The organism is Coleofasciculus sp. FACHB-1120, from assembly GCF_014698845.1.
GTDB lineage: Bacteria > Cyanobacteriota > Cyanobacteriia > Cyanobacteriales > FACHB-T130 > FACHB-T130.
The window spans coordinates 78,685-95,583 of sequence record NZ_JACJTV010000011.1; the positions used below are offsets into that span (position 1 = coordinate 78,685).

The 16,899-nt window shown below is 47.3% G+C and carries 15 protein-coding genes; 13 read left to right on the forward strand and 2 right to left on the reverse strand.

What is annotated here, in order from left to right:
- Positions 1-45 precede the first annotated feature (45 nt).
- The 10 genes from H6H02_RS12860 to H6H02_RS12905 all read left to right on the forward strand — a co-directional run bounded on the left by H6H02_RS12860 (position 46) and on the right by H6H02_RS12905 (position 12,307).
- Positions 46-549, forward strand: a complete 504-nt coding sequence (locus tag H6H02_RS12860) for a DNA recombination-mediator protein A (RefSeq protein WP_190818165.1) — start codon at positions 46-48, stop codon at positions 547-549.
- Positions 550-591: 42 nt separating this feature from the next.
- Positions 592-1,002 (forward strand): MAPEG family protein, encoded by a 411-nt coding sequence (locus H6H02_RS12865; RefSeq protein ID WP_190818166.1) that lies wholly within the window; start codon positions 592-594, stop codon positions 1,000-1,002.
- Between the two features lie 42 nt (positions 1,003-1,044).
- The gene (locus H6H02_RS12870; protein WP_190818167.1) at positions 1,045-1,536 is read left to right on the forward strand and encodes a YajQ family cyclic di-GMP-binding protein; all 492 of its coding nucleotides are present in this window, start codon (positions 1,045-1,047) and stop codon (positions 1,534-1,536) included.
- A gap of 174 nt (positions 1,537-1,710) precedes the next feature.
- Positions 1,711-2,190, forward strand: a complete 480-nt coding sequence (locus H6H02_RS12875) for a paraslipin (RefSeq protein ID WP_190818169.1) — start codon at positions 1,711-1,713, stop codon at positions 2,188-2,190.
- Between the two features lie 96 nt (positions 2,191-2,286).
- Entirely contained in the window at positions 2,287-2,838 is a 552-nt protein-coding gene (locus H6H02_RS12880; protein ID WP_190818171.1) for a DUF202 domain-containing protein, read from the forward strand.
- A 535-nt stretch (positions 2,839-3,373) separates the two neighbouring features.
- Complete coding sequence (locus H6H02_RS12885) at positions 3,374-3,733, forward strand: response regulator (protein ID WP_190415835.1); 360 nt, start codon at positions 3,374-3,376, stop codon at positions 3,731-3,733.
- Positions 3,734-3,791: 58 nt separating this feature from the next.
- Positions 3,792-4,250, forward strand: a complete 459-nt coding sequence (locus H6H02_RS12890) for a chemotaxis protein CheW (protein WP_190818172.1) — start codon at positions 3,792-3,794, stop codon at positions 4,248-4,250.
- 25 nt (positions 4,251-4,275) lie between these two features.
- Positions 4,276-8,592, forward strand: a complete 4,317-nt coding sequence (locus H6H02_RS12895; RefSeq protein WP_190818174.1) for a PAS domain S-box protein — start codon at positions 4,276-4,278, stop codon at positions 8,590-8,592.
- Between the two features lie 198 nt (positions 8,593-8,790).
- Complete coding sequence (locus H6H02_RS12900) at positions 8,791-11,835, forward strand: hybrid sensor histidine kinase/response regulator (RefSeq protein WP_190818176.1); 3,045 nt, start codon at positions 8,791-8,793, stop codon at positions 11,833-11,835.
- Between the two features lie 7 nt (positions 11,836-11,842).
- Complete coding sequence (locus H6H02_RS12905) at positions 11,843-12,307, forward strand: chemotaxis protein CheW (protein WP_190818178.1); 465 nt, start codon at positions 11,843-11,845, stop codon at positions 12,305-12,307.
- Between the two features lie 327 nt (positions 12,308-12,634).
- On the opposite strand, the gene hemL is transcribed toward H6H02_RS12905, so the two are convergent.
- Complete coding sequence (gene hemL / locus H6H02_RS12910; protein ID WP_190818337.1) at positions 12,635-13,933, reverse strand: glutamate-1-semialdehyde 2,1-aminomutase; 1,299 nt, start codon at positions 13,931-13,933, stop codon at positions 12,635-12,637.
- Between the two features lie 108 nt (positions 13,934-14,041).
- On the opposite strand from hemL, the gene H6H02_RS12915 reads away from it, so the two are divergent.
- On the forward strand, positions 14,042-14,260 hold the full coding sequence (locus tag H6H02_RS12915; RefSeq protein WP_190818339.1) for a ChaB family protein: 219 nt from the start codon (positions 14,042-14,044) through the stop codon (positions 14,258-14,260).
- A 108-nt stretch (positions 14,261-14,368) separates the two neighbouring features.
- Positions 14,369-15,019 carry a bifunctional phosphoribosyl-AMP cyclohydrolase/phosphoribosyl-ATP diphosphatase HisIE gene (gene hisIE / locus H6H02_RS12920; protein WP_190818180.1) on the forward strand — a complete coding sequence of 217 codons (651 nt, stop codon included), beginning with the start codon at positions 14,369-14,371 and terminating at the stop codon, positions 15,017-15,019.
- A gap of 37 nt (positions 15,020-15,056) precedes the next feature.
- Here the strand turns inward: hisIE and H6H02_RS12925 are convergent, their stop codons facing one another.
- Positions 15,057-16,325, reverse strand: coding sequence for an MFS transporter (locus H6H02_RS12925; RefSeq protein ID WP_190818182.1), 1,269 nt, complete (start codon positions 16,323-16,325; stop codon positions 15,057-15,059).
- Between the two features lie 306 nt (positions 16,326-16,631).
- Between H6H02_RS12925 and H6H02_RS12930 the strand changes: the two genes are divergently transcribed.
- Complete coding sequence (locus tag H6H02_RS12930) at positions 16,632-16,811, forward strand: chlorophyll a/b-binding protein (RefSeq protein ID WP_190818341.1); 180 nt, start codon at positions 16,632-16,634, stop codon at positions 16,809-16,811.
- The last annotated feature ends 88 nt before the right edge of the window (positions 16,812-16,899 follow it).

Below are 16,899 nucleotides of genomic sequence, written 5' to 3' on the forward strand. Positions count from 1 at the left end.
TCGGGGTCTGATAAAATAGCGAGGTTGTTCAGACAGAAATCGTCATTGAGCCAATCCATTGACATTCCTAAGCTTGATGCCTTAGCGCAAGAACTGGCGACTATCCAGCAAACAGGTTCCAAACGGATTGCCCTGCTGGGGTCGCGTCACGTTCCCATCACCCATCAAAATCTCATTGAGATGATGAGCTATGCCTTGGTTTTAACCGGGAACCGGCTCATCACCTCTGGTGCCACCGGAACCAATTTAGCCGCCATCCGAGGGGCGATGCGAGCCGATTCTAGCCTGCTGACTGTGATTTTGCCCCAAAGCTTAGAGCGTCAGCCACGGGAATCGCGGGAGCAGCTAGAACAGGTGATGCATTTGGTAGAAAATCCCGAAAACGACAATTTATCGTTGGCTGAGGCCAGCGCTCTCTGCAACCAGGAGATAGTCTCTCGGTGTCAGCAGCTAATCTGTTTTGCGTTTCACGACAGCCACACCCTGCTCAAAACTTGTCAGGATGCGGAAGAACAACGCAAAGTGGTGACTCTGTTCTACTTTGATTAAAAAGACGCGACGCGCTACCGCTGGCGTCTCTACAATGAAGCTATGATTCCAGTACCTGCTATTCTGCTTGACTGCATTGCCGCAGCCGCTGTTCTGATTTATATCCCCTTTTTGGTAGTGGGTTACGCCCGTGGGACTGTGGGGTATGACGCGGCGGCTCCCCGTGCCATGTTTGAGAAGCTGCCTCCCTACGGACAACGAGCCACTTGGGCGCACCAAAACTCGTTTGAAGCATTTATGATATTTGCGGCGGCAGCCCTGATGGCTTATGTGACAGGTGTAGATTCGCCCTTGGCAGCGATCGCAGCGATCGCCTTCGTTGTTGCCCGGTCATTATACTCCGTTTTTTATATTCTCAATGTCCCAATCGCGCGATCGCTGATGTTCGGCATCGGTACCCTGAGCAACGGCACCTTATTTGCCCTCAGCCTCCTCTCTGCCAATAGCAATTAGCGATTCTTCTAATATCAATTAGCCAACCCCTAACGATTCTTTATGGCTTCTACATACTCTTTTGATATTGTCAGCGATTTTGACCGGCAAGAATTGGTCAATGCCGTAGACCAAACCGAGCGGGAAATAAAAAGCCGCTTTGACCTCAAAGACACTAAAACTACCCTCGAATTAGGTGATGAGGCTATTACAATTAGCACGGATAGCGAATTTACCTTAGATGCTGTTCATACCGTCCTGCAAATTAAATCCGCTAAGCGCAACCTTAGCTTGAAAATTTTTGATTATGGCAAGCCTGAATCAGCTGGCGGTAATCGCATTCGTCAGGAAATCAAACTGCGTAAAGGCATTAGCCAGGAAATCGCTAAACAAATCACCAAAATAATTCGGGACGAAATTAAAAAAGTGCAGGCCTCAATTCAAGGTGATGCTGTGCGAGTTTCTGCTAAATCTAAAGATGACTTGCAGCTGGTAATTCAACGCTTGAAGCAGGAAGATTTTCCGGTTTCCTTGCAATTTAATAACTATCGCTAGACGTTTTTTTAACGCAAAGAACACAGAGGTTTACGCAAAAGTACGCCAAATCTTGGCGATTCTCTGGATTTTGGCGCGATTAAAAGTTAAGGTAAATAGCGCCCTTGAGCGAACATCATTCTAAAAAGAAAACGCTCAATTGCTTTGTGAGAAATATCCCAGCAGGAGAACAAGATGAAGTTATTCCTTGCTGCCCTCGGCGCGGTCATCATTAGTTTCGTGCTGGGATATTCTGTAAAAATTATTCGTCAAAGTAATGAAGCCTTAGTAGAGCGTTTGGGTCGATACCATCGAACGCTGAAACCAGGTATCCACTTTATCTTGCCTTGGTTGGATACGATTGTCTACCAGAATACAACCCGCGAACAGATTTTGGAAATCGAGCGCCAGCCAGCAATCACAAAAGATAGTGTGGTGCTGGAAGTCGATGCAATTGTGTATTGGCGCATCCTAAATTTAGAACGCACTTATTACACCATTGAAAATATTGAGACAACTTTAAAAAACTTAGTTATCTCTATCCTGCGCTCTGAAATTGGTCGAATCAAGCTAGAGCAAGCGGTTCATTCTAGAAGCGAAATTGCTCAGACTTTATTGCAGCAATTAAATGAGGCGGTTACTGATTGGGGTATCAAGATTACCCGTGTCCAATAGGATGTTGCTTTTTTTAGAAAAATACTGGAGTCTCTAAAATTGGGAAAGCTGCTGAAATTAAGCCTAGAACCTGCTAACGTCTGAGCAACAGGAGTAATGGATAAACAACCAAAAATCGACCGCCAGCGAGAGCATCAAGCCAATGAGCGGACATTTCTAGCTTGGTTGCGTACCTCGATTTCACTGATTGGATTTGGGTTTGCTTTAGCTCGTTTTGGTTTATTCCTACAGCAACTGCAAGCCGCCGTCACAGGTCAGAATACCACTTCTCACTCGTTCATCAGTTCCCAGAGCCTTGGCATCAGTCTAGTGATTGCTGGCATTGTCCTAATTGCCTTTGCGGCATGGCGTTACAACCAGGTTTTTTGGCAAATTGAGCGCAGCGATTATCAGGCAAATCGTCTGTATGTCTGGATAATTGCTGGACTCGTGATGATTCTAGGCGTCCTCAGTATTCCTGTCCTTCTCTGGCGACAGATACCCGTTCCTCAGACTCCCTCTTCTAGCAAAAGCGGTAAAGTTTATCGCCAGCTTAAGCAGCCTGCCGCCTCTCGCGCACAAACTGTAAACCATCAAAAAAAGCATCAAAATTTTCAGAGAAAGCGCTTTCCTCTAGCGCTTTTCTCTTTGGTTGCATCAAAAAAGTGAATTGGAATTGTTTGGGAATGGTAAGATTTGTTTTCAAAAGCTTAAAAAAAGTTACTTTAAATTAAGAAAGTTAAAAATATTGGTTGATGAAATCCTATAATTTCATTTAATTTTTATGACTTTCATAATAATCGTGCTTATAACTTATATTATAAGCATTAACTAAATATAATTGGATATTTAACTCATATTTGTACCATTCTTAAGTCGCCGGGTGAAACTGTGCCTAAGTACAGGAAAACCAGATAATGCGCGGGTTGAAAACTCTTGATTTGACCTGATTCCACCTAAGTGGACTTGGTTGGCATCGCCGCCAATTCTATCCACTCTGGCTCTGGTACAACAGGTGAGTTAAAGCAACAAATTATTAACAAGAAAGCTAAATTCTTGGGGGCGGAAATGAACTTTGTTAAGGTATATTTTCCAGCCTATGAGAGGAATCATAGAAGATGTTTCAGTAAAAATACTGAGGCTTTTTGAGCAGGAATGAACTCAGATAGAATCGAGTTGATAATAAATACTTGTGAGGATTGCGATGTCGAGAGTATTAGTCGTTGATGATGTGCCGACTGAACTAGAGATGATTTGCCGAATTTTACAAGAGGCGGGGATGGAAGTAGTAAGAGCGAGTGATGGAGAGGAAGCGATCGCTCGCATCCAGGAGAAGCCACCCGATCTCGTGATATTAGATGTGGTCATGCCACGGATGAACGGATTTGAAGTGGTCCGGGAGTTACGAGAGAACGAAGAAACCAAACACTTACCTGTCGTGTTTTGTACTCAAAAAAATACAGAGATTGACAAAGCTTGGGGAATCGAGCTGGGAGCCGATGCTTATGTAAGCAAGCCACTTGAGGCGAAACAGTTTATTAACCTAGTGCGCCGCCTCCTCTAAAAATTAAAACTTAAAAATTAATCAATTATAATTTTACATTTTTAATTTTTAATTGATTATGACTCGCCAATTCGTTCTCTTTGGTCAAGACAAGAGCCTATTTGCAGTCGAACTAACGGCAGTCAGAGAAGTGCTGGTTTTGGGCGATCAAACCATTACCGCCGTTCCGAATACGCTTCCCTTTTTATTGGGTTTAACCAATCTGCGAGGGGAAATTCTGGCAGTGGCAGATTTTGGTCGGTTCATGGGTGCCGACCCGGTGGAAAGTCACGAAGCTCGGAGTCGGATTTTAGTCGTAGAAGCGCCCGACCCTCGCGATATCAATCTCCCGTCGATGCGGATGGGATTAGCAGTTTCTCATGTCGAAGGTGTGCTATCTCTCGATCCCGATCAAATTGTCTCAGCAGCAGAGGTGAGTGAGGAACTGGCTCCTTTTTTGCGAGGCTTATATGACTGTCAGGGACGCTTACTGATGATTGTGGATGTAGAAGCGATCGCGCATTCGGATCGCTGGTAAATCATAGATTGCCGGAGCCATATAAATGGAAACTTCATATCAGCCGATAGAGGTGCCTCAGTCTTCCAACCTCATCGGGACACTTCAATCCTTTTCTAAAAAAGCCACTATAGGAGTCATTGCAATCGGCTGTGCAGTGCTACTGGGTTGGATGTTCAACATTCCCATCCTGAAAACTGTCTTGCCGGGACTGGTGACGATGAAAGCGAACGCAGCAGTGTGTTTTATCCTCAGCGGTACATCGTTGTGGCTGTGGCACCGTTATCCCGCTGACGAGTCAAAGCGCCGCTGGGGACAATGGTTTGCCGGGATCGTTGCGATCGTCGGGTTGCTCACACTGATGCAGTATGTGTTGGGGTGGGATTTTGGCATTGACCAACTTCTGTTCAAGGCGTCGGACACCTTTGGCACCTCCTCTCCAGGTCGAATGGCTCCCAATACCGCCTTAAATTTTTTGATGCTGGGTGTGGCGCTCCTGTTGTTTCTCGGCTCTTCTATTCACTACCAAGCCGCTCAAATTCTTAGCTTAGCGGCATTCTCAGTCGCCTTGCTGGGGGTGCTGGGCTACATTTATGGTGTGAAATCCCTTTACGGGATTAGCTCCTACACCCAAATGGCATTGCACGCAGCAGTAGGATTTGCGCTTCTTAGCACCGGCATTCTGTTTGCTCGTCCAGATCGAGGGGTGATGGCAGTTGTTACCAGCCCGAATGCGGGGGGGATGATGGCTCGGCAGATGTCACCGGCTGTACTTGGGATTCCGCCACTTTTAGGTTGGTTAATCTTAGCCGGGTATCGGGCGAAGTCTTTGGAGACTGAGATCGCCATCTCGATTCTGGGTATGTTGAATGTGATTGTGTTTGCCGTTCTGATTTGGTGGAATTCTCGCAACCTGAATGGCATTGATATCAAACGCCAGCGGGCAGAAGTAGAACTTCGCACCCTGAATCAAGAACTCGAACAACGCATTGATGAGCGCACGGCAGAATTAACAGAAGCGAATCAAGAACGCGATCGCTTCTTTACTATCTCTCTTGACCTGCTGTGTCTCATCGGATTTGATGGCACTTTCAAGCGCCTCAACCCTTCATGGACAAAAATCCTGGGCTTCGCGGTCGAAGAACTTTTGGCTCAACCGTTTATTGAGTTTATCCATCCAGATGACCGAGAAAAGAGCTTAGCTGAAGCCGAAAAACTGACTATTGGTTCGCAGGTACTGTATTTTGAAAATCGCTATAGGTGTAAGGATGGCTCCTACCGATGGTTGGCATGGACTGCGAACGCGGCGACTGATAATCAAGTCATGTACTGCATTGCCCGTGACATCACCTCCAGCAAGCAGGCGGAAGCCGAACTTAGGGAAAGTCAAGAACGCCTAGAGGCAATCATCGACAATTACACTGCTGTCATCTATCTCAAAGATTTGGAAGGTCGTTACATTCTGGTCAACCGCCAGTATGAAATCCTGTTCCACAAAACTAAAGAGCAGGTTGTCGGCAAGACTGACTATGATTTCTTCCCGAAAGAGATGGCTGATGCCTTCCGTGCTAACGATCGCAAGGTAATTGAAACCGGAATCTCTTTAGAAATGGAAGAGATTGTGGGTCAAGACGATGGACTCCACGCCTACCTTTCCACGAAGTTTCTCTTAAAGAATTCTACTGGCGCGGCCTACGCCCTCTGCGGGATTTCTACAGACATTAGCGATCGCAAGCAGACAGAAGAAGCATTGCAGCAACAGGTGGAGATGCTGGATTTAGCCAATGACACCATTATGCTTCGGGATCTCGACGATCGAATCTCCTATTGGAATCAAGGTGCAGAAAGACTGTACGGCTGGACAAAGGAAGAAACCGTAGGACAATACATCCACACATTTTTAAAAACCATCTTTCCCCAACCCGTCGAGGAAATCAAAGCCACGTGCCTGCGTGATGGACGTTGGGAAGGAGAACTCATCCACACTAAGCGCGATGGGACACAGATCGTTGTCGCGAGTCGCTGGACATTGCAACGGGAGGAATCAGGTCAGCCTAAAGCGATCCTAGAAATCAACAATAACATTACTGAGCGCAAAGCTACTGAGGAAGCCATCCTTCAGAGTGAGGAAAGGTATCGCTCATTGATTCTCGCCACCTCCCAGATAGTCTGGGCGACAGACACCCAAGGACAAGTTGTTGATATGCCCGCTTGGAGAGCTTTTACAGGTCAAAGCCAGGAACAAGTGAAAGGCTGGGGATGGTTAGACGCGGTGCATCCAGACGATCGCGATCGCACTGCCCAGATTTGGTCTAAAGCCCTTGAAACGAAAAGTCTCTACCAGGTTGAGTATCGTATTCGAGCCGCAGATGGCAGCTATGGATACTTCTGGGTTCGCGGGATTCCCGTCTTGGCAGAAGATGGCAGCATCCGCGAGTGGATTGGCGTCTGCACCGACATTAGCGATCGCAAACAAGCAGAAGCAGAATTACAGCGAACCGCAGCAGATTTGGCGCGTTCCTCAGCTGAACTTCGGCAGCAAACCAGTATCTTGCAATTAGTCCTCAACAGCATGGGTGAGGCGGTCATCGTCGCCGATGAAACCGGAAAGTTTTTACTGTTCAACCCCGCTGCGGAGAAAATGTTCGGATTGGGTTCAGCAGATGCCCCCCCCGATCGATGGTCAACGCAGTATGGCTTGTTTTTGCCCGATACCGTGACCGTTTACCCAACCGCAGATTTACCGATGACAAAAGCGATCCGAGGCGAAGCCGTTGACGACGTAGAGATGTTTACCCGTCATGCTGGTATACCAGAAGGTTTGTGGGCAAAAATTAACGGTAGACCCCTGAAAGACGACAACGGCGTCCTCAAAGGCGGGGCGATTGTTTGTCGCAACATCACCAGCGACAAGCAAGCCCAAGAACGTCTACAACAACTCGCGAAGGAGCAGGAACGCCTGCTGCAAGAACTGAAAAACCGGCAAAATGCCCTTGATGAATCGGCGATTGTCAGCGAAACCGATTTAAAAGGAACCATCATCTATGCTAACGAGCGGTTTTGCCAAATCTCTGGATACACCCAGGAAGAACTAATCGGACAAAACCATCGCATCGTTAACTCTGGCTACCACCCCAAATCCTTTTTCCAAGACTTCTGGGCTACGGTTTATCGGGGCGGTGTGTGGAAAGGAGAAATCAAAAATAAGCGCAAAGATGGTTCTTTCTATTGGGTTGACACTACAGTTTCACCCATTTTTGACACCACCGGCAACATTGTCAAATATATCGGGATTCGCTTCGACATTACCCAGCAAAAAGAAGCGGCTGATCGACTTATCAAATTAGCAGAAGAGCGAAAAATCGAGGCAGATTCTCTAACTCAACAAGTCGTCAAGCTTTTGGGTGAAATTAAGGGTGCAGCCAAGGGAGATTTAACGGTTAAAGCTCAAGTTACCAACGACATCTTAGGAGCATTAGCCGACTCTTTCAATTACCTTGTCACCTCTTTGCGGAAAGTGGTCGTTAATATCCAAGATGCAGCGGCACAAGCCAATCAAGCCACAACTGCATCGATTGGTAATACTAACGAACTCGCACAGCAAGCTCGTACCCAAGCCTTGCAAATTGAGTCCACCTTAAAACAAATTGAGCGGATGCTCAACTCGATTAAAGATGTCTCCGATGCTGCAAAACGAGCCGAACAAGTGGCACAGCAAGCCGCTACCACAGCGGAACTGGGAGGACAAGCGGTAGACCGCACGGTTGATGGAATTAACGAACTCCGCCAAACCATTGCCGAAACTTCAAAAATGATGAAACGTTTAGGCGAAGGGTCGCAACAAATTGGCAAAATTGTAACATCTATTTCTCAAATTGCTTCTCAAACAAACTTGCTGGCATTAAATGCCACAATTGAAGCAGCACGCGCTGGAGAACAAGGGCAAGGATTCGCAGTTGTAGCGGAAGAAGTTCGCAAGCTAGCAGAACGTTCTGCCTCAGCAACCGAAGAAATATCAGAGATTGTGAAAACAATTCAAGATGAGATTAGTCGGGTGATGAGGGCAATGGAATCGGGTACTCAACAAGTTGTTGAAGGAACGCACATTGCCGCAGACGCCAAGACGAATCTGATTGCGATTATTGAAGTCAGCCGCGAAATTAATGCTTTGGTGCAAAATATTACTCGTGCTGCTCAAAAGCAGACAATTTCAGCAGAAGAAATTGCAGGAAGTGTGAAGCAGGTGAATGTAATTTCTACAAACACTGCCCAAAAAGCGGAAGATGTAACGAATTCGCTTGGCGGGTTAGCGGTTGTTGTGAATAAGCTCCAAAGTTCAGTGACAAACTTCCGCTCGCAATGAGTATTTAAGGCTTTAGTATCTCATTTCTGCACGTCTCACTGAAAAATGGTTAGGCGTGCCGAAGGGGAAGAGGAAAATGTCAGTTCAATCAAAAAAATGATTGAAGTTAATAGCTAGTTTTTTGATTAGATACAGCCTTTATATTGAATAAATCCTGGGAGTTGGTTTTATAGACTGGTTGTTTTCAAAAATAAAAATATGAACTCAGATGACTTTAATGAACTAATCGGTATTTTTATAACCGAAACTCAAGATTTTCTCCAAGTCTTAGAGACAAATCTCTTAGCAATAGAAAGCAGTGGTGAAGTTGAAGCCCGCTCGCAAGCGGTTCAAAACCTATTTCGAGCTGCTCACTCGATAAAAGGCTCGGCTTTGATGTTTGGGTTTGAAACCTTATCGACAGCGGCTCATTGCTTAGAAGATGGCTTTGCAATTCTGCGCGATCGCGCTGATTTATCCCAAATCAATCCAACGACGATTACCGCTTTGCTGCAAGGGGTCGATCTCCTGAGAACCATTGCCAACCAAGTCTGTCAGCCGGAAGGCAAAGATAATGGAGCAACAATGCAGGCAACCTCTGTAGCTGAAGTGGAAGCGATCGCCCAAATTCTCGCCCAATTAGAAGCTCAGTATACCCAGCCCGCTGCTCCCAGTAATGGCTCTAGCCTTAACAGTCGGGCAAACCTGCAAACCATTAAAAAGATTTTTGAGCAAGATTTACTTCCGGTCTTTAACCATTTGGAAGCGGAACTTTCTCAAGTTAAATTAGAAACTCTAGATCAAACAATTGCAACTCTCAACCAAATATATTACCAACTTTCAGGGGTAGCCGGGATGCTGCAACTGGCAGAATTTGGGCAAATTGCTGAGGATTTGAGAACTTTGATTGATACCCCCCATCTGAGTGTCGAACTTCTTCAAAAACAGGGATGGGAAATTGCTCAAAACTTGCAATCTGCCCGCACTCAGCTATTGCAGGGAGAAGCCATTACTATACAGCCCTTGAATGGGATTGAGGTGAAAGGACTCACGACTGAGGAACCAGTATTCTCCACTCCAGAAGCCCCAGTTGAGGATTCCTCTACACCCTTCAATAATAGGACTGAGGTGAAAGGACTCAGGACTGAGGAACCAGCAGTAGCACTCTCCACTCCAGAATTAGCAGTTGAGGATTCCTCTACACCAGCCTCAGCCCTCAGTCCTCACTCAGTCCTCAGCCCTCAATCCTCAGCCCTCACTGAGTCTTCAGCCCTCACTGAGTCTTCAGCCCTCACTGAGTCTTCAGCCCTCAGCCCTCAGCCCTCACTTAGTCCTCAATCCTCACCTGTTTCTCCCCCTACAGGTTGGCAACGCCCGACAATTCGCGTAGACCTAGAACGCCTCAGTGAATTGGTGAATTTGGTAGGCGAATTAGTGATTAACCGGACAAATTTGGAAGTACAAGAAGCTCAACTACGCACTGAAGCGAAGCGCATTCGGAAGAGTATTGTAGCTTTAAATCAATTTGGAACTCAGCTCCGAGAAGAGTATGACCGCCTTAGCACTGAAAATAGTAAAAGCGATCGCGTAAAAACCACAAATGCTTTTACTAAATCTTTGCCTTCGACTTTCGACTTATTGGAATTAGATCAATATACAGAATTTCACTCCACCGCTCAATCTGTGATTGAAACGACCGAAGCGATCGCGCTATCGGGAACGAAGATTGACGAAATCGCGGTGAAATTTGAACGCAGCACCGATCAACTCCGCCGCATCACCGACCAGTTGCGATCGCGTGTCATGCAACTACGGGTCGTCCCCTTCAGTCGGGCAGTCGATCACCTACCCCGCGCTTTGCGGGATCTGTGTCGCCTCCACAATAAAGAAGTCAATCTCCTCCTCCTCGGACGAGACACCACCATTGATGAAAGCCTGCTAGACGCCTTGCGCGACCCCCTAGTGCATCTGGTGCGAAATGCCTTCGATCACGGCATCGAAGCGCCCCAAGCCCGCCTAGCCCTTGGCAAACCCCCCAGCGGTCAAATCGAAATTGAAGCCTTTCACCAAGGCGGACAAACCATTATTACCATTACTGATGATGGACGGGGAATTGACCCAGAAGCCATCCGCGCAAAAGTCGTGGCAGGCGGCTTTGTGGCAGCCGAACAAGCTGACGAACTATCCATTGCCGACCTCTACGAATTCCTCTTCTGGCCTGGTTTCAGCACCACTAGAGAGGTCACAGAACTCTCTGGTCGAGGCGTCGGTCTGGATGTGGTTCGCACCAATCTGCGGCAGGTACGGGGGACTGTCAAAGTTGATTCACGACCGGGCAAAGGCACTAGCTTTATCCTGAAGCTACCACTCATGTTATCGATCAGCGACGCCTTAATGGTCAAGGCAGATCGCAATACTGTGGCAATCCCTCTAGACGCTGTAGAGGAGATTCTCCACATTCAAGCGCATCAGATTCAAATGGCTGGGACGCAGACCATGTTGTGGTGGCGAGAAGAATTTATCCGCCTGGTGCGTTTGCAAGAATTACTCCACTATAGTGTTCCCCATCCCGACGGCCCCTCGCCCGACCCAATTGCCCAGGACTATATCCCGGTAATGGTTTTAGCTGCCAGTGAAGGTGTTCTCGCTGTAGTCGTGGAACGTCTCATCGGTCAACAAGAAGTGGTGGTAAAAGCCCTACCCCTGCCTCTCTCAAAGCCTCGCGGGATTGTTGGCTGCACGATTATGGGAGATGGTCAGGTGGTAACAATTTTAGATGTAGACGATCTCATCGGGCAATTTTATACTCAAAGCGGCACCACAATTTCAGTGGATAATAAATCAGAATTGGGGATGCGAAATAGCACGCCACTCCTTGCCCCGAAAGGAATTTCTCAACCGCAAATTTTGGTCGTTGATGATTCTTACACTATCCGGCAGTTACTGTCGCTGACACTAATTCGTGCCCGTTACCGAGTCGCACAAGCCAAAGATGGTCAAGACGCTTTATCTAAATTAGAGGAAGGGTTAAACTGCGATTTAATCATTGCCGATATTGAAATGCCCCGGATGGACGGATTTGAACTGCTGCGAAATCTGAAATCTCAGCCGCAATTTTCCTCGATTCCCGTTGCTATGTTGACTTCCCGGAGTGGGTTCAAACATCGCCAGATGGCATTAGAGTTAGGAGCGATTCAATACTTTACTAAACCTTACAACGAGGTTCAGTTATTAGAAGCGATCGCTAAATTAATTAAACATTAAAGAAATTATGAATCGCCGATTTCGGGCTAAACCTCTCATCTCAACTCGGATTGCCAAGCGAAAACTGGTTTCGTTTCAGATGGGAAGCGAACAGTACGCGATCGCGATTGACCGAGTTCAGCGCGTTCTCAAAGCATTTACACCCCACACTGCCCTAACCAATGGTCGCCGGTTAATGGAGTATGAACAGGAAGCGATCGCTCTCATTGATTTATCAGCGCTATTTCTAAAATCCCATGAAACAGACTACCACTATCTAATTGTTTGCACCCTCAACCAAAAAGAAAAATTAGGGATTCCCGTCTCTGAAATGCCTAAAATCTTAGAAGTATTAGAAGACAAATTTGATAAAATTCCAGCTTTCTATCAACACGAAGCTTTACCCGCCGCTATTGAAAAAATTATCCACGCACCTGACGGAAATCTCGTATTTTATCTAAATTTAGATCAACTAGAACTTGGTAATCAGTAATTTCTCGTTCTCGCTAACCAATAGCAATCCTATGTGATTTGCGAATGCATCTTCTCTCTTCTTCTCTTTCCTCTGCTTCCTATAGCGCTAACGCGCATGGCTCCGCTAAGGCGTCCTCTGCGGTTTGTTAAAAAAATCTCTTGAATCAAATAGGACTGCTATAGATAACTCCACCCTAATCCAACCCGCCAGAAAATTTCCTTGCTGACTAATAGCCTAATTCCGATTAATCCGACTCAAATTCAGTTTTTCCAGTCCGTTTTAACGGACTGGAGTGATTAGCCAGGAACTTAAGTTCCTGGCGGGATAAAAGCGAGCGAGACTAACTTACAGCCCAGACATTACTTCTCTCGCTGCTGCCAAAGTGCGGTCAATATCTTCATCTGTGTGCGCCAGAGAAGTAAATCCAGCCTCAAACTGAGAAGGTGCCAGATATACGCCCCGCTCTAACATTCCGCGATGGAAGCGGCTAAACTTGTTCGAGTCAGACTTTTTAGCATCTTCGTAGTTATGGACTGGCCCTTGAGTGAAGAACAAGCCAAACATCGCGCTGATGCTACCGCCACAAGCCGCATGACCTGTTTCCTTGGCAATTTGCAGCAACCCATCACTGAGCTTTTTGGTCATCTTGTCTAACTGTTCGTAGCTGCCTGGTTTTTGCAGCAATTCCAGCGTTTTGATTCCGGCAGTCATCGCTAGAGGATTCCCCGAAAGCGTCCCGGCTTGATACACTGGCCCCGCGGGAGCAATCATCGACATAATATCGCGACGTCCACCGTAAGCACCCACCGGCAAGCCACCACCAATGACTTTGCCCAGCGTTGTCAAGTCAGGCGTAATGCCAAATCTCTCCTGTGCCCCACCGTAGGCAATCCGGAAGCCAGTCATTACTTCGTCAAATACGAGTAACGCGCCATTTTCTTGCGTAATCATTCGCAAGCCTTCCAGGAAACCCGCGTCAGGCGTAATAAAGCCAGCATTGCCCACCACTGGCTCTAAAATCACCCCAGCAATTTGGTCGGGATTTGCGTCAAATAAAGCTTTGACGGCTTCCAGGTCATTGTAGGGAGCAGTGAGCGTGTTGCTGGTTGTCGTCTTGGGAACGCCTGGAGAATCCGGCAAGCCGAGGGTAGCAACGCCGGAACCGGCTTTCACCAGGAACATATCGGCGTGACCGTGATAGCAGCCTTCAAATTTAATTAACTTGTCGCGTCCAGTGAAAGCTCGCATCAGGCGCAGAACTGCCATGCACGCCTCGGTTCCAGAGTTAACGAAGCGCACCATTTCAATGCTGGGTACAGCGTCAATCACCATCTCTGCCAGCACATTTTCTAGCACGGAGGGGGCACCAAAGCTGGTGCCTTTTTCCAGGGCTTCGTGCAGGGCACTAATCACTTCTGGATGGGCATGACCGCAAATCGCGGGTCCCCAGGTGCCAACATAGTCGATATATTGGTTGCCATCGACATCCCAGATATAGGCACCTTTGACGTGGTCAAAGACGATGGGTTGTCCTCCCACCGATTTAAACGCCCGGACTGGGGAACTGACGCCTCCTGGCATCAAATTTTGAGCAGCGGCAAATATTTCTTCTGACTTGGTGGTTTTCAAATTTGTAGAAGTAATCAATGTTATCTCCTCGTTTTGATGATAAAATCTCTGCCTCAAGATAGGCGAAAGCTGCGATCGCAGAGATTACGCTGTTCAATTATCTTACTGAGGGCAATGCCAATCATGCCCTACCAGACGAATCAGGATTTACCTGTGAGTGTTCGCGATCGCCTCTCGGAGGCAGCACAGGAATTATACCGGGCAGCATTCAACTCTGCGGTTCAATGGTACCCAGAGGAATCTAAGGCTCACGAGGTTGCCCTCCGCGCCGTCAGAAGTCAATCAGCCAGCCTGAATAGTATCTTTGGCAAATGCCTGGAACCGCTTCTTGCGACCTCTTAATTCACTTTAGCGAACAACCCGGAAGAATATCTAAGGCATCTGAAGGGGTGCTAAGCCGTTGGCGGTAGAGGAGTGATATCTTGTACAAGTGAGTCATTTGTACCGAAAATGCCAGCTGCTGAACCCTCTGCTTTAAGCCAATCCATCCCCATCGATCGAATCCGCTACAACGAGCAGGGACTGGTGCCAGCGATCGCGCAAGATTATCTGGATGGCACAGTCTTGATGATGGCTTGGATGAATCGGGAGTCGCTACAAAAAACTCTGGAAACGGGACAAGCTTGGTATTGGAGCCGTTCTCGTGGAGAGTTATGGCATAAAGGTGCGACTTCGGGGCATTTACAAAATGTGCGAAGTCTTCGCTATGACTGCGATAGCGATGCGCTGCTGGTTACGGTGGAACAGGTGGGAGAGATTGCCTGTCACACCGGAGAACGCAGCTGTTTTCATCAAGTCGATGGGGAAAAAGTGCCACCTCCAGCAGATACTTTGTCGGATTTGTTTGCGACAATTTGCGATCGCCGTGACAACCCCAGCGAAATTTCTTACACCAGCAAGCTATTTGCCGGTGGGGATAACAAGATTTTGAAAAAAGTTGGCGAAGAATCTGCTGAAGTAGTGATGGCTTGTAAGGATGACGACAAGGACGCGATCGCGGGTGAGGTTGCTGACTTGTTTTATCACACCCTGGTTGCTTTAGCTCACCATCACGTCGATGTCAGAGACGTTTATCGCAAGTTGCAAGAAAGACGGCGATAAAGCATTTTAAACGCTCTCGGTACGCAGAGTCTTGGTGTTACTTTGCGTTCCCCTCTGCGTTCTTTGCGTTTAAAATCTGGTTGAGATATTGCAGAATCCCTATGGTGATGGCTACGCTTAACGCGAAACCCAGCCACAAACCATGCGCCACGACGGGCGGTTGATCTAATGCCCAGCCACCCACCGTAGGGCCAATGAAATAGCCGATTGCCCAGCAAAGAGAATTGATTGAAAAATAGACGCCACGCTGAGATTCGGGGGCTAAGACTGTAATCAGAGAAGATGCTGAGGGAGTGTAGGAGACGAGGGCGATCGCAAAGACTCCCATTGCTAAAATTGCCCATACTAGCTGACTTGATGCCGCGACTCCTGTAAACCAAATCAAGCTAAATCCTAACCCCCAAAATAAGGCGGAAATGCACAAAGCATAGGGATGGCTCAAGCGTTTAAATATTTTCACAACTGGCATCTGCAAGAGAATGGCTAAGACAAGGTGCCAGGTAAATAAGGCGCTAATTGTTGTCGGTGAGAATCCTTTTCCTGATGCTTCTACACGCAAGAAATTGCTAAAGTACAGCGGCATTGTACTTTGGGTTTGCGAGATATAGGTGGTGAAGATAATGTTCACTAAGCAGAAAATCAACAAACTGCGATCGCGCAATGCCGTTGCCCAACTGCTGAAGGCTTGTTGTTCGCGTTCTCCTGGTTTGTACGTTTCTGCGATCGCTACATACACAACCCCAAAGAACACCACAAACGAAATCGCATCCAACACAAACAGCTCTCGATAAGCCCCCGTCGCCCCAATTAATACGCCTCCCAATACAATTCCGATGCCCATCCCCAAATTGTCTGCCAGTCGCGTTATCGCATAGGCTTCATTTCGCTGCTCTCCCTGCGTCAAATCTGCTACCACTGCTTCTGTGGCAGGCCAGTATAAACCGATGCCCATGCCCATGAGCAAGTTACCAACCACAAAAATGTGAAAATTGTTGCTCATTGCCAATACCAGGGAAGCAACTGCCGAAACCGCGGCTGAGAGCAACAGCGTGCGCCTGCGTCCCCAAAACTTTGAATCTGCAAACGAACCGCCCAAAATGCGCCCAATTACCCCAGAAATAGAGGCGCTGCCTAAGCCAATCCCAACTTGAGTGGCGGATAGTCCCACTTGATTCACAAAAAAGATCGGGGCGTAAAACAAAGTAAAGCCAGTACCAATCCCGGATAAAAATCGACCAGCGGCCAGAATCCAAACTTGAGAATTGAGCTGAGGCAACCAGGAAAGCGTGGGTTTGCGGAAAGTCATGCGGGAGAGATGGAAATTAGTGGTGTGCTATCAAAGCAATTCTGCTAGCGAACGGACTGGTCACGTATCCACTTAAATAGGGGAATTGCTTACATTGAGCAAAATCGGTTTCTCTCAAGTGCTAAAGATACCAAAGGTTCAGGACACCATCGCCCTATTCTTCTCAAGCTTTAGGTTCAAGCTTTAGGTGCGATCGCTCATAGCTCTAACCTCAGATAGAGAACACCCCAGCTTCTTATCGTTACATTTAGTTACATAAGCTAAACATTGCTTAACAAACGTAGCGATAAACCCGGAGTTCCCACCATGCAAGAGACACAGAAAGTAACCCCTCCCGTCATGGACGATCGTAACGCTTGGAGATACGGCTTCACTCCTCAAGCTGAAATTTGGAACGGGCGTCTAGCGATGATTGGCTTTTTAGCTGCGGCGCTGATTGAAATCTTCTCAGGTCAAGGCTTCCTGCACTTCTGGGGTCTGATCTAGAATTAATTCCCTCGCATTTTCGGCATCATGTCACCTCAAGTAATCCGCCTGGGAGTTATCAAAACGCTCCCAGGTTTTTTTATTTTCA

Coding starts and splice junctions, on each gene's coding strand:
- H6H02_RS12865 (WP_190818166.1), top strand. CDS start 592: ATGATTCCAGTACCTGCTATTCTGCTTGACTGCATTGCCGCAGCCGCT.
- H6H02_RS12870 (WP_190818167.1), top strand. CDS start 1,045: ATGGCTTCTACATACTCTTTTGATATTGTCAGCGATTTTGACCGGCAA.
- H6H02_RS12875 (WP_190818169.1), top strand. CDS start 1,711: ATGAAGTTATTCCTTGCTGCCCTCGGCGCGGTCATCATTAGTTTCGTG.
- H6H02_RS12880 (WP_190818171.1), top strand. CDS start 2,287: ATGGATAAACAACCAAAAATCGACCGCCAGCGAGAGCATCAAGCCAAT.
- H6H02_RS12885 (WP_190415835.1), top strand. CDS start 3,374: ATGTCGAGAGTATTAGTCGTTGATGATGTGCCGACTGAACTAGAGATG.
- H6H02_RS12890 (WP_190818172.1), top strand. CDS start 3,792: ATGACTCGCCAATTCGTTCTCTTTGGTCAAGACAAGAGCCTATTTGCA.
- H6H02_RS12895 (WP_190818174.1), top strand. CDS start 4,276: ATGGAAACTTCATATCAGCCGATAGAGGTGCCTCAGTCTTCCAACCTC.
- H6H02_RS12900 (WP_190818176.1), top strand. CDS start 8,791: ATGAACTCAGATGACTTTAATGAACTAATCGGTATTTTTATAACCGAA.
- H6H02_RS12905 (WP_190818178.1), top strand. CDS start 11,843: ATGAATCGCCGATTTCGGGCTAAACCTCTCATCTCAACTCGGATTGCC.
- H6H02_RS12915 (WP_190818339.1), top strand. CDS start 14,042: ATGCCCTACCAGACGAATCAGGATTTACCTGTGAGTGTTCGCGATCGC.
- hisIE (WP_190818180.1), top strand. CDS start 14,369: ATGCCAGCTGCTGAACCCTCTGCTTTAAGCCAATCCATCCCCATCGAT.
- H6H02_RS12925 (WP_190818182.1), bottom strand. CDS start 16,325: ATGACTTTCCGCAAACCCACGCTTTCCTGGTTGCCTCAGCTCAATTCT.
- H6H02_RS12930 (WP_190818341.1), top strand. CDS start 16,632: ATGCAAGAGACACAGAAAGTAACCCCTCCCGTCATGGACGATCGTAAC.